10 protein-coding genes are annotated in these 13,107 nt (G+C 40.7%); 4 read left to right on the forward strand and 6 right to left on the reverse strand.

Translation table 11 applies throughout. The annotated features are described in order from the left end of the window. Window positions 1–95: 95 nt before the first annotated feature. Both WAA86_RS14610 and WAA86_RS14615 read right to left on the reverse strand, forming a co-directional pair. Window positions 96–875 carry a TIGR03915 family putative DNA repair protein gene (locus WAA86_RS14610; RefSeq protein WP_337301761.1) on the reverse strand — a complete coding sequence of 260 codons (780 nt, stop codon included), beginning with the start codon at window positions 873–875 and terminating at the stop codon, window positions 96–98. Further along, window positions 876–2,138: a putative DNA modification/repair radical SAM protein gene (locus tag WAA86_RS14615; RefSeq protein WP_337301800.1), complete on the reverse strand. Its 1,263-nt coding sequence runs from the start codon at window positions 2,136–2,138 to the stop codon at window positions 876–878. A 428-nt stretch (window positions 2,139–2,566) separates the two neighbouring features. On the opposite strand from WAA86_RS14615, the gene WAA86_RS14620 reads away from it, so the two are divergent. Together WAA86_RS14620 and WAA86_RS14625 are read left to right on the forward strand one after the other, a co-directional pair. Then, window positions 2,567–3,550 carry an NADP-dependent oxidoreductase gene (locus WAA86_RS14620; RefSeq protein WP_337301762.1) on the forward strand — a complete coding sequence of 328 codons (984 nt, stop codon included), beginning with the start codon at window positions 2,567–2,569 and terminating at the stop codon, window positions 3,548–3,550. Between the two features lie 186 nt (window positions 3,551–3,736). Continuing rightward, the gene (locus WAA86_RS14625) at window positions 3,737–4,096 is read left to right on the forward strand and encodes a nuclear transport factor 2 family protein (RefSeq protein ID WP_337301763.1); all 360 of its coding nucleotides are present in this window, start codon (window positions 3,737–3,739) and stop codon (window positions 4,094–4,096) included. 444 nt (window positions 4,097–4,540) lie between these two features. Here WAA86_RS14625 and WAA86_RS14630 read toward each other — a convergent pair whose 3' ends face one another. The 4 genes from WAA86_RS14630 to WAA86_RS14645 all read right to left on the reverse strand — a co-directional run bounded on the left by WAA86_RS14630 (window position 4,541) and on the right by WAA86_RS14645 (window position 8,825). Then, window positions 4,541–5,503: a lipid A deacylase LpxR family protein gene (locus WAA86_RS14630; RefSeq protein ID WP_337301764.1), complete on the reverse strand. Its 963-nt coding sequence runs from the start codon at window positions 5,501–5,503 to the stop codon at window positions 4,541–4,543. Window positions 5,504–5,621: 118 nt separating this feature from the next. Next, a complete protein-coding gene (locus WAA86_RS14635) occupies window positions 5,622–6,893 on the reverse strand; it encodes a cation:proton antiporter (protein ID WP_337301765.1) in 1,272 nt (423 codons plus the stop codon). Window positions 6,894–7,080: 187 nt separating this feature from the next. Then, a complete protein-coding gene (locus tag WAA86_RS14640) occupies window positions 7,081–7,905 on the reverse strand; it encodes a universal stress protein (RefSeq protein ID WP_337301766.1) in 825 nt (274 codons plus the stop codon). 80 nt (window positions 7,906–7,985) lie between these two features. Further along, window positions 7,986–8,825 carry a universal stress protein gene (locus WAA86_RS14645; protein ID WP_337301767.1) on the reverse strand — a complete coding sequence of 280 codons (840 nt, stop codon included), beginning with the start codon at window positions 8,823–8,825 and terminating at the stop codon, window positions 7,986–7,988. 491 nt (window positions 8,826–9,316) lie between these two features. On the opposite strand from WAA86_RS14645, the gene WAA86_RS14650 reads away from it, so the two are divergent. Together WAA86_RS14650 and WAA86_RS14655 are read left to right on the forward strand one after the other, a co-directional pair. Further along, on the forward strand, window positions 9,317–9,754 hold the full coding sequence (locus tag WAA86_RS14650; RefSeq protein ID WP_337301768.1) for a response regulator: 438 nt from the start codon (window positions 9,317–9,319) through the stop codon (window positions 9,752–9,754). Window positions 9,755–9,766: 12 nt separating this feature from the next. Continuing rightward, window positions 9,767–12,973 (forward strand): PAS domain-containing sensor histidine kinase, encoded by a 3,207-nt coding sequence (locus tag WAA86_RS14655; RefSeq protein ID WP_337301769.1) that lies wholly within the window; start codon window positions 9,767–9,769, stop codon window positions 12,971–12,973. Window positions 12,974–13,107 lie beyond the last annotated feature (134 nt).

A 13,107-nucleotide genomic window follows, 5' to 3' on the forward strand; every position in this document is an offset into this window, starting at 1 on the left:
GGTACCCAATTAGTGTATTTGTTTTGGTTTTGAGCTTTTTAATAAATGAGGCTGTAATACTTTAGAAAGCCGATTAATTATGGGCTTAAAAGAATTCATCGTTGTTTCTCACTCAAATATTTCCAGTACCGTTTTGGCACGTGCCGAATATGAAGCTTCATGTTTTTCCTAGATGGTATATTGGTACTTTCAAAGTAATCTTGCCATAAGGTCTGGAATTCCATCTCTTCCACTGCAAAAAACTCTTCGGACGTTTTGGTGGCATCAAAATCTTCCGGTAACGATAGGTTGATGATATCTACCTTTTCTAGATCGTAATAAAGTCCGTAGTTGCGCCTTAGGTCATAGATGACCCATTTTTGGTCGGCATATCGACTTTTGAAATGTTTGGAGATCAATGGCAAGACGTCAAAATCGGGTTCTATACTAGCAAAGTACAAGTCATCTTTCGTCAATCTAAACCTCACGAAAGCCTCCATTCGATGCTTTTCCCTGCCCACGCTTTTCGCAATTTGATTCACTTTTAGAACATCCTGGTTACCAAAGTCAGCATCGATCGGCAAGCTGCTTTTAAAAGCATATTGAATATATCGCAGTAGGAGATCCTCCATTTGATCCTGTTCGCTTAAAAATGCATAATACAAACGTGACCTTCCCGTTGCAGAGGTTTTTTTTAGAATGCCTTTCCACACCCGATCAGCTTTCTCCAGATCTGTGAACACCTCATCGCTCATACCAAACAATGAATTTTGTGCTTGAGATTTTCGTTGTATCCTGACCTCTTTCAATTTTAAGTCATAGACCTGAAATACACAGGTCAGAAACCCATCAAAGGTACCGTCATAAACCAATATTGATTCTTGGGGCAGTAACATCTAATCGAATAAATTCAGTTGTGGACTCAATATATTTTGGTATTTACTGCTAGAGTTTTGAAGTATAAGCGACTTTAATTGAGGACCCGTTAGATCACGACGCTCAAAATCCCGTGATTCGCAGATAAGAAAGTATTTGGCCCTGTTCAACGCTACCCCCATGCGCTGTATATGTTCCCAATTGAGATTGCGAAAGCGCCTTGCCTCAATAATCTTATGCACAGATTTCATTCCCAATCCCGGAACACGAGCCAACATTCTTTTCTCAGCCTTGTTCACATCAACCGGAAATTGATCCAAATTCCGTAATGCCCAACCCAATTTTGGGTCCACCTCCAAATCGAGATTTTGATGTTCCTTGTTTAAAATCTCATGCACTTCAAAACCATAAAAACGCATAAGCCAATCGGTTTGATACAACCTATTTTCGCGCAACATGGGAACAGCGGTTCCTATTTGCGGCAAGCGTGCATCATAACTGATCGGAATATACCCAGAGTAGTATACCCGCTTCAGGTCAAATTTTTTGTAGAAATAATTGGACGTCCACATGATCTGTTGGTCACTCTCGCCGCTGGCACCAATGATCATTTGGGTACTTTGGCCTCCCGGAGCAAACTTTGGGGTGCTCTTGATAATCTTTTTTTCAGATTTATATTGGATGATTTCGTTCTTGACCTTTACCATTGGTTTGATGAAATCTTCACGGTTTTTTTCGGGTGCCAAAAGTTTTAATCCTTCCCTAGTGGGAATCTCAATATTGACACTCAACCTATCCGCATAGAGACCTGCTTCCCTCATTAATTCGTCAGAGGCTCCAGGAATGGATTTTAGGTGGATATAACCATTGAAATTTTCTTCCAAACGCAATTTCTTCGCTACGGCCACCAAACGCTCCATGGTATAATCTGCACTTTTGAAAATTCCCGAACTCAAAAACAACCCCTCTATATAATTGCGACGATAAAAGTTGATGGTCAAATCCACCACCTCCTGTACCTGAAATGCGGCACGTTTTATATCGTTACTTTTTCTTGTGACACAATAGGCACAATCGAAAATACAGTAATTGGTCAATAAAATTTTCAATAAGGACACACAACGCCCATCCTCGGTAAAGGAATGACAGATGCCCATCCCCGTAGCATCACCAAGTCCTTTGCTTGCATTACTGCGCTTACTTCCACTGGAGGCACAGGACACATCATATTTAGCGGCATCTGCCAGTATTTTTAATTTTTCTTGCGTACGTTCAAAGGACATGTGCAGCTTTCTTTTTTTAGATGACTTTTTTTGAATTGACCCAGTGATAACAGGAGGGTACATGGAAGCAATAATTGTGCCAATTTGTACGATTTTTCTCATCCTGGAAAAGTGTTCTACTTTGGATTTTGACTACTAAAACAGTATAAGGTTATGTCACAATAAACCGTACCTTATAAACGCTTTCCGCACCAGAAAGCTAAGCACTATTACATGCTATGAACCTCAAATCCCATCCTCGGATTTTTAGCCTACATGCGGTGCAAAAATAAAATTTTTCAGAGTAGCCATTGATCGTTGCCTAAAAAAGGATTGGATCTTAAGCATACATAGCCCTTAATAGATGGTTTGGATATCTGCATCAATAACTTGTTCAAAAAAGTCAAAATGATACGGCAGATTGATTAATTTGAAGAAAATTAATGAACATGAAAGCATTGCAAATAGTAAAATACGGTGAGCTTAAAGAAGGCTTATCCATCAATGAGGTAGACAAACCAACCATAAAACCAAACGATATTTTGGTAGCGGTAAAAGCCGCATCCTTAAATCCTATAGATTACAAACTTGTAGAAGGTCACCTGAAAGAAATGGTTCCGTTGGAACTGCCCACATCTATAGGTTTTGACGTGAGCGGGGTGGTTATTGAAAAGGGTGCCGTTGTAAGTAAGTTTGAAGTTGGAGATGAGGTATATGCCAGGGTTCCCCAGGAACAAATGGGGACCGTTGCTGAATTTGTAGCGGTCAATAGTGATTTGGCGGCCCGAAAACCAGAAAACATCTCCTTTGAGGAAGCTTCCGGCCTTCCCTTGACCGGCCTTACGGCAATGCAGGCTCTAGAGCGGGTAGGCATAAAAGAAAACGATAGGATTCTTATTCATGCCGGCTCTGGAGGGGTAGGAAGTTTTGCCATACAGTTTGCCAAAGAAAAAGGCGCCATTGTCTATACCACTACGAGTACCAAAAATGTTGCTTGGGTAAAGGCTTTGGGTGCAGATCGTGTTATAGATTACACAAAGGAGGACTATAAAGAAGTTGCCAATAATTTGGATATCGTATTTGATACCTTGGGGGATGAGTACACCTTTGAAGCGTTTGAAATAATCAAGGACGGTGGAAAAGTGACAACAATTGTTGGGCCACCTGACGAAGAAACGGCAAAGCAAATGGGAATGGCCGACTATCAGATGCCCGAAAAATTATCGAAACTGATCAATGACAAATCGGCCATATATGTGCTAACTTGGATGCAACCAAATGCGGAGCAACTCAATACCATCACCACCATGGTTGAAAATGGCAGCATTAAGCCGATAGTTGATTTGATCTATCCACTTGAAGATGGCATAGATGCCTATGAATATCTGGCCACGGGAAAAGCAAAAGGAAAAGTTATTATTAGCCTGGACTAAATTTTCCCACAAAGACACTAAAACAACGGCATTTAAAATAAAAGGATATGATGGTCCACATGGCCCTAGGATAAATAGGGCCTTGTGGACCATTTTTAAAACGAGCCTATTTCCAAAAAACAAAAAGTTCCATACATTTAATCCAGCCCTAATCCGGGGCATGGCAAACATAATATTTCCCTGTACATGAGTCCAAAAGAAGTAATTAAAAGGTGGGTTGTTCTATTCAATAATGGAAATGCCGATGAGATCGCCGAACTCTATCATTCAGATGCAGTTAACCATCAAGTGGCAAATGAACCTGTCATAGGTAAAAAAGCGATCAAAGAAATGTTCTCGCAAGAATTTAGTACGGCCAATATGATCTGTATTCCCGAACATATTTTTGAAGATGGGGATTGGGCCATTTTGGAATGGAAAGATCCCTTGGGACTAAGGGGATGTGGCTTTTTTAGGGTTATGGACGGAAAAATAAAATTTCAGCGTGGGTATTGGGACAAATTGTCATTCTTAAAGATGCACAATCTACCGATCCCCATGGTTTAAAAAAATAATATCCATATAAGAGCTATAATCCCTTGAAACTTCACATCGATATAAAAACACCGTGTCCTTGTACCCTTATACATTGAATATTATAATGTTCTGGTTGGTGCCAAACCGTAAAGATTATCACAACAGCACATCAGACCGCCCCCGGTCATCGCGGGAGAATCACAATGGAATTTCGGACTTGCCACGCACCAAAGGAGAACGGACCTATGAATCTGTTACATACATTAAAGCCTTGTGCAATATGCCTTGTAGCAAATGGCCAAAATTTGACACCGGATGTATTTACATGGATGGAACAGGGAAAGGCGTGACCAAACAGAACAGTTTTCCAAAAGGTGGGTGATAACCACAAAAATGCCTATATAGAGCTAAAATTTGTCGCTACTGTGCCCTAAGGCATTCTTGCTAGATTTCATTAAAGAATAACATTTTGTTCTACATGGTAAACCCTATTTTTATCCCACCCCATCGATATGATTCCCCCGTTTCAATTTCTTTGGTATTTGCCGACCTTGAATATTCAAAATAAAGGGTTTTGGTCTTTAAGACTATCCCGTAATTGAATTGCCCCGTAATTCTTTCAACATCAGTGGAAGGAATCGTGTAAGGGCTCTCTCTATTGAAGACTCCCCCTTGTAGGGTGGCATCATAACCTATAACATTTAATATGGGTTGGGCGTATGCATACAGAACAAAACCCTTGCTTTCCTGAACCGATGAAAAGGGAGCATCTATAATCCCGAAGGTGGTATTGACCCCAACAGATCCGCTCGTAAAAAGTGTCCCTAATTTAGCATTTACATTGGCTTGAAGCGAAAATAGATCCAGATATCCAACCAATTGTTTTTCATACCCTATTTCATAATTTAGTACCAGATCGTTCTTGATCTGATTACGCCACCCCAAAGGAATTTTATTTCCGGTAGCCCTATGGATACCTACTTGCATTTCCTTACCAAAGGCACCGGGACCGATAATCCCTAAATTGAATGAAGAGGTAAATCTGGTTTTATTTGCTTGATTGGTGCTTAACATAAAACTTTTTAGCATTATGGCAGCCGCAAACGGCCTATCCCCAAATTGAATTTCGGGAAGCTCATAACGGCTGGGCGTAAACCCTATGTGCTCCACCGCAAAGCCATAGCGAACCTCAACATCCTGTGGTTTTAAAAACAAGTGGTTCACGGGGTTTTTTTCAAAAAAAGGAGTAACCAATTCAATACTATAACCTTGGGTATAGTTCTTGTCACTGGACGCAAAAAAATCGTTATCGTAATTAAACCTAAAATAGCTGGTACTTTTAATATCTCGAAAAGATACCAGGTTGTCTATTTTTTGGGCAAGGGTAGGCTGTAACAATACAACGGAAAGGACACAGATTGCGATAGCGTTTCTCATACCAAACCTACGAGAAAAAGCCTGGTGCAGTTTTATCTTACACAGGGAGCAATGAGATGAACCTACAATCAAACCTCCTAAAATGCGTTGTTCGGCATATTCCACTTATACACAAACCCTACCCACTAGGAACCTTTTGGTACTTGCCAATACTCAACCGACGCACTTGAAACCCGATCAAAGGGCCGGCGATGATGGAAGACAGAAGGGCCGAAAAAACGATTGCCACAAAGATTGCCTGTCCTATAAGTTCCAGTTCAATGGCAAGGGTGGCAACCACAATCTCCATGGCACCCCCGGGAATAAAGATAAGGCCCATTAGAACAGAGGTCTGCTGCGACTGCCTGCCCATCCTTGCCCCTAGCCAAGCACCTGCAAATTTGCCCAGAATGGCTACTGCACAAAAAATAACCGTAGGCCAAAGTTCCAATCCGACCAAGAAATCTATTTTGAGTCCAAGCGTGGCAAAAAATAGGGGAACAAAAATGGCGTGCAGGGTATCCGAAACGCTGTTTCTAAGGTCCTCCGTTACCCTTCTGGCACTCCCCGCCATGGTTCCGGCAAGGAAGAACCCTAAAATAGCATGTATTCCCAACCACTGGGTAATGGCTCCACACAGTAGACCAACACTGACAATTAGGGTCTGGGCCGCTGAGGGCTGGGGCAATGAAGTAGCTTCCACCCGCTTTAAAGCAAAATTCAAAATTTTGGCCCCAACGGCAATACTCAAAACAATGAATACAATGACAAGTAATGCCTTCCCTCCCAGATCTATCACATTCATGGATTGTGCCGTTACCAAGGACATCACCACCGTGAACAACAACCATCCAAAAATATCATTGATGGCACAGGCAGAGAGGGCAAGGGAAGCTTCTGGCGTTTTGTTGATTCCAAGATCACCCAAAGCGCGTGCCACAACAGTAATGGCCGTAATGGAACCCGCTACGGACAAGAATAGTGGAAATGAGATTCCGGTCGCCGCTTCTCCCCAATAGATGGGATCCAATGTACGGAACACGGGATAACCAACGGCTATGGGGAACAGTACCCCAACAATACCAATCAGGACAGATGCGCGACCGCTGCGCAGGGCTTGTTCCACATTGACATGGAACCCCGAGGAGAGCAACAGAAAAAATACCCCCAGCCATGAAACGGTTTCGAGCATGATATATTGGGGCTCACTATGGGGAAAAAGCATGTTTTGTAGATCTGGAGCTATCCGTCCAAGAAGTGTTGGGCCCAGAAGAACGCCAGCTAGAATTTCGCCGGCTATGGCAGGAATCTTTATGGACTCACAAAGTACACCTAGGGTTCGTGCAAATCCAAGTAGAACGAGGACTTGCACAAGAAAAAGTAGGATATGGCTTTCGTCTAAGTAATGCACGTCTTCATTTTATCCTGTTCAACTTTAATCTTGATATTGTGAGGGATACAGACTTAAGAATATCGCAGATCGTCACCACCATGCCCTGCAATCAAATTCATGGGTCCCACTTTGATTTTTACCTTTATTTATCGAAAAAAGTGCCCTTAAAAAAATGGGCACTCTCACCTGTTCCATGTCGCTATTACTACTTTTCCTTTTGAAAGGTCAGTAACGGTATGCTGGTTTGGAATGCTGTATTTTGAGTAACACTCTTTTTAAATACCTTTTCCAAAAAGTTAGTATGGTGGGTAAACATAATGACCATATCCACATCAACGACAGAGACAAATTTGTTGATGCCCTCTATCACAGAGCCGCTCTTCAGTTCATTGAACTTTATTTTCTCATAAGCAAAATCCTTTCTCAAGCTCTTTTCCTTCTCATGTAGGTCTCCGTCAAAACCCTCTTTGTCCTTATCTATATGGAGGATTCTTATCCAAGAGTCTGTTAGTTTTGCATATGGAAGAATCAATTTCAACTCTCTATCCAGATGGTACAGATCACTGGAATAAGCAATATTGCCAATACCTTTATATTCGGCCAATTCGGGAATGGTGAGCACCGGGATACTACTATGTTCTATAATTGCGGCGGCATTACTTCCAAAAACGATCTTTTTTAAGCCAGTGGCACCTTTGGTTCCTATACAAATCAAATCGATATTGTTCTCCAAAGCTGTAGTCTCAATGGTTTTCGCTATGGAAGTGCCATAAACAATTTTATGGCTTATATTGATTTGATGGCTATTTTCCTTTTTGATGGTCGCTACCAATTCTTTCATGGCTGCTTCGGTACTGGTCTTTATGGCCTCCCCAAGTTTTTTGGAACTGACCCTGGCCATGCCAGGTGCATTGACGTCCGATATGTGCAGTAAAATAAGGGATACATCTACATCCTTACTAAAATCTACGGCATACTTGACCGCCACTTTTGATAATTCAGAGAAATCTGTTGGTATTAAAATTCTCATTGCCTTGTATTTATGGTTTGCGTCTTAAAAATATTCTTCTGTAGAATTTTATCCTATGATATTAATCACATTTCTAGTGGTCATCTTCTATAGTCATGCAGTGCCAAAATTGGAATTGTGCTGCGATAACCTAGGTTTTTCACCATGGGTCGGGACAAAATCATTCCAAAGAAACTGTGCTTTTTATTGAAGAAGGCAACCATGTTGCTGCCACGACCTTCTATGAACAAATTGATCCCTTTGTGTACATCCTTGTCTTTTACGGTGTGGAATTCGAAATCCAAGTCTTCAAAATAATCCTTCAAGAGGTTTTGATTATATATTTGATCTGCGTCCAAATTGTCATTTTTATGGAGGACATGCACCACTGCAATGGACGAATTGGAGATTTTTGCTATGTCTACCAAGTACTGAAATTCCCGTCTTTTATAGGTTGTTTTGTAGTTGGTGGGAAAAACAATTTCCTTTATCTCCGTAAAGACCGCCTGTGAAGGGATGGCCAGAACCGGGCAGTTTCTGATTTCTTCCATGGCCAATACGGTCTGGCTCCCATAGATTTCCAATCTCGAATCCGTAGAACCTTTAGTACCCATGACCACCAAATCTATATCCTGTTTTTCAATCATGGTTTTCATAGTGTCCATTAAATCACCGCACTCCGACACCATGTGGAACTTATGGTTTTCGGGACCTTTGTCTACAGAGAGCCACTCAAGTGTTACTTTCAGTCCGCCAATTGAATTTTTCCTGGATTCCTCCAGATCCCTATTGATAGAAAGCTCCATGGCAAAAGCCTCAATTTTATAAGTATGCAGAATATAAAATTCACAGGTTTCCTTCTTGAATAGTTCAATGGCATATTCAATGGCGTTTTGTGCATTTTTCGAAAAATCTGTTGGACAAAGTATTCTACGTTTCATGATCAAAATAATTGAGATTTGAAATATATTTTTTTAATAAGAAGACAACTATGATATTTATCAGTCTAGGTGAAGCAGTCTGCGAAAGACCCATGTCATTAAGGGTTTTCAACAGATTTGTTTACGTACGAACGCAAAACTTTTGCTCCGAGCCCATGACCATGCAAAGCCAGATATTGGAATTGGACCTATTTTTTAAATTCGGCCTCATCTTAAAAAACAAGGAATAGACTATAAAAACATTTGAAATCACTTACAACGTGTAAGTAGATTGCCCATAAATTAAGTTTAATCCATTCCGTTCCTTTATTTATCTTAGGGAACTGTACAATTATCTACAAATTGCCACATAGTAAACCTATTTAGTGAATCGTATGCCAAGTCTTCAATTTCGTTTGTGCATGTATCATGCATACCCTTACATCTTTAAGATTTTAATAGGTTACCGATGGTATAAATTATTTAAATTCTAACTTTACCCAATGAATAATATGAAACACAATATCCTACTTGCTGACGACGATGAAGACGATCGTCTTTTATTTCAAGAGGTGTTGGAAGAGCTTTCAATAGAGGTGTCCCTATCTACGGTAAATGACGGAGTTCAACTGATGCAATTTTTATCATCAACCTCCAATAATTTGCCCAACGCACTTTTTCTGGATCTCAACATGCCGCGTAAATCAGGGATTGAATGCTTATCTGAAATAAAAATGATCGATGGATTGAAACATATTCCCATTGTAATTTACTCAACTTCACTCAATATGGAAGTAGTGGATCTGCTTTATGAAAAAGGAGCCAACTATTATATCCGGAAGCCGGGAGAGTTCTCGTCTTTGAAGAATGTAATCTCGAAAGCCATTTCCCTAACATCCTCGGATAATTTCCAACAACCAAAAAGAGTTGAATTCATCCTTCAACCCTAAAAAGTCAGTTTCATGAAAAGCAATAACACAGAACATTATTTCTTGAAAGGCGGAGGAGAAATGGGAAAGCTCATTCGCAATAAAGATTGGGGCAATACACCATTGGGTGATCCAAAGGACTGGCCCCATAGCCTACAGACCATGGTTTCTGTGATGTTGGACAACCCATTCGGCATGTATATTGCCTGGGGCAAGGAATACACCCAAATATACAATGATGGCTACCGCCCTATTTTGGGCCAAACAAAACACCCAAATGCTTTGGGAATCAGTACTAGAAAGACTTTTTCGGAAATTTGGCATATCATTGGATCCATGTTCGATGGCGTAATGGAGGGCATACCCGTTGGTTTCCCTGATTTCATGTTGCCGCTCGATAGAAATGGTTTTGTGGAGAATTGTTATTTTGATTTTGCCTACAGCCCCATCAGGCTAGACAATGGAGAGGTAGGTGGCGTATTGGTAACGGTCATTGAAACGACCAATAAAAAGAAAGCTGAAGTCGAACTTAAAGAAAGTGAAAATGAGTTGCATTTTGCCGTTGAAGCGGCACAACTGGGTACCTTTGATTTTAATCCCCTCACCAATAACTTCTCTGCCAATAACAGGTTGAAAAAATGGTTTGGGTTGCCACCAGAAGAGCAAATTGAACTTTCCCATGCCACAGATGCCATAGTGGAATCGGATAAGGAACGCGTTTCAAATGCCATTGAAAAAGCCCTGGATTACTCCTTGGGAGGCAACTACGATATAGAATACACTATTATAAATCCGATTTCCAAAAAAGAAATAATCCTAAATGCCAAAGGGAGGGCTTGGTTCAATGAAAATAAAATTGCCTATCGCTTAAACGGAACTGTGGAGGATGTTACCGAAGAGGTGATTGCCCGCCAAAAAGTTGAAGAGAAAGAGCGTAGTATCCTTACTTTGGTAGAAAGTGCACCTTTTCCCATTGCTGTGTATACAGGTACTGAATTGCGTATCACCTTGGCCAACCAATCCATAATGGATGTATGGGGGAAGGGGAACGATGTCATAGGTAAATTATACACCGATATCCTACCCGAACTGGAGGGCCAACAAATTTTTGAACAAGTAAGAGAGGTGTTGGCGACAGGAATTCCCTTTCATGCCAAAAATCAGAAAGTGAACCTCACTATACAAGGAAAATTAAAATCCCACTATTTCAATTACAGTTTTACCCCATTATTTGATGCTTCCGGAACCGTCTATGGCGTGATGAACACAGCTGCAGAGGTTACCGAATTGAACGAAGCAAAACAAAAAGTAGAGGCTGCCTTGGAAGAGATCAAACTTTTCAAGTTTATGGCAGATACTGCGGGTGACCCCTTCATCTTGATGGATGAGGACGGACATTTTGTATATCTCAATGAAATGGCACTTCAAAAATGGGGATATACCGAACAGGAAATCAAGCAGTTGAAGGTTCCTGATGTGGACGTTATTTATGATGATGAAAAATTTCATGAATTATTTAAACAGTCACAAGTAAAAAGCATTCCCCCTTTTGAAACCCTTCACAAAAACAAAGAGGGCCTTATTTATCCCGTAGAAATAAGTATGGGTAGTGTCCGTAAGGATGGTACCCTCCTAATGTTCGCCATTGCACGCGACATAACCGAACGTAAAAAAGCCGAAGAGGACATTATTAGTGCTTTTCGAAAAATTGAAGAGAACGAGGAAAGGCTTAATATAATTATCAACGCCAGTGAACTTGGCGTCTGGGAATATCATGTAAAGACCGACAAGATCAACACTTCCAAACGCTGCCAAGAAATTTTTGGAGTTTTTGAAAATGAGCATGCAGCACATTTGGATACTTCAGCCTTTTTTCACCCCGATGACCTGATCGTACGAAAAAATGCGATAGAAAAATCTTTCAAAACAGGTGTATTACAGTACCAAGGAAGAATAATATGGAGTGATCATTCTATCCATTGGGTAGAATCGAGAGGAAAAGTGTTTTTTGACAAGCATAACGGGCCAGAACGTGTCATAGGCACCATGCGCGATATTACGGAAGAGAAAAACTTTCATAATCAGTTACTTGAAAGGGAACAAAAGTTTCGACTTCTGGCAGATTCCATGGCACAACACATCTGGACCTCAGAACCTAACGGTAACCTCAATTATTTCAATAAATCGATTTTTGAATATTCTGGACTCTCGTCAGATGAACTAATGGGAGACGGCTGGTTGCAGATTGTACATCCTGATGACCAAGATATGTTCAGAAAAGAATGGTTGAGTTCCATTAAAACTGGAAAAGATTTTTTGTTGGAACATAGATACCGCAAATCTGATGGCCAATATAGATGGCATATAAGTAGGGCATTACCACAACAAGACAAGAACGGTGAAATTACTATGTGGGTTGGCACTAGCACCGATATTCAAGAGCAGAAAATGTTCACCAATGAACTGGAAAAGCAAGTTTATGAAAGGACAAAAGAGCTAAACCAAAAAAACATAGATCTTGAAAAAATGAACAAGGAGCTGCAAGCCTTTGCCTACATCTCCAGCCACGATTTACAGGAACCGTTGCGAAAGATCCAGATCTTTGCAACCCAAATCGTCGAGAGAGAGTCTCAAAACCTGACCGAAAATGGTAAAGACAAATTTCATAGAATGCAAAAGGCCGCCAATAGAATGCAACACCTTATTCAGGATTTACTGGCCTATTCACGAACCAATCCAGAGGATAGAAGTTATGAGATCATAAACCTAAAACAAGTCATCGAACTGGTCAAGGAGGACCTCAAAGAAGAGCTTCAGCAAAACAATGCCACCATTGAACTGGATGAGATTTGTGAGGTCAAGATAATTCCGTTTCAGTTCAGACAACTGATTTTCAACCTGCTGAGCAACACCCTAAAGTTTAAACATCCAAAGAAATCACCGATCATTACCATTCAGTGTAAATTAGGAAAAGGATCAGAATTCAATTTGGAAAAGCTATCCGAAGAAATGGAATATTGTCATATCCAGATCAAAGATAACGGTATTGGTTTTGAACAGGAATACAGCGAAAAAATATTTGAGGTATTCCAACGATTGCACGGAAAAGATCAATATAACGGAACAGGTATTGGACTTGCCATAGTAAAGAAAATTGTGGAAAACCACAATGGTTATATCACTGCCAAGGGGGAACTGAACGAAGGCGCCACCTTTAACATCTATATTCCATCCTATTAAACATAAAAAATCCTTGTAATTCAGCTGTAACGGTCCAGTAAAACCACTGGACTTCTGACTATTCATTGTAGCTGATCCTCTGCTGGCCTATGCGTATTTCACTATGGAGAAGCTAGGTCATGAAGGCCCGACCA

The sequence above is a fragment of the Sediminicola sp. 1XM1-17 genome (assembly GCF_037203765.1).
Classification (GTDB): domain Bacteria; phylum Bacteroidota; class Bacteroidia; order Flavobacteriales; family Flavobacteriaceae; genus Sediminicola.

Coding starts and splice junctions, on each gene's coding strand:
- WAA86_RS14610 (WP_337301761.1), bottom strand. CDS start 875: ATGTTACTGCCCCAAGAATCAATATTGGTTTATGACGGTACCTTTGAT.
- WAA86_RS14625 (WP_337301763.1), top strand. CDS start 3,737: ATGAGTCCAAAAGAAGTAATTAAAAGGTGGGTTGTTCTATTCAATAAT.
- WAA86_RS14620 (WP_337301762.1), top strand. CDS start 2,567: ATGAAAGCATTGCAAATAGTAAAATACGGTGAGCTTAAAGAAGGCTTA.
- WAA86_RS14630 (WP_337301764.1), bottom strand. CDS start 5,503: ATGAGAAACGCTATCGCAATCTGTGTCCTTTCCGTTGTATTGTTACAG.
- WAA86_RS14650 (WP_337301768.1), top strand. CDS start 9,317: ATGAAACACAATATCCTACTTGCTGACGACGATGAAGACGATCGTCTT.
- WAA86_RS14640 (WP_337301766.1), bottom strand. CDS start 7,905: ATGAGAATTTTAATACCAACAGATTTCTCTGAATTATCAAAAGTGGCG.
- WAA86_RS14645 (WP_337301767.1), bottom strand. CDS start 8,825: ATGAAACGTAGAATACTTTGTCCAACAGATTTTTCGAAAAATGCACAA.
- WAA86_RS14655 (WP_337301769.1), top strand. CDS start 9,767: ATGAAAAGCAATAACACAGAACATTATTTCTTGAAAGGCGGAGGAGAA.
- WAA86_RS14615 (WP_337301800.1), bottom strand. CDS start 2,138: ATGTCCTTTGAACGTACGCAAGAAAAATTAAAAATACTGGCAGATGCC.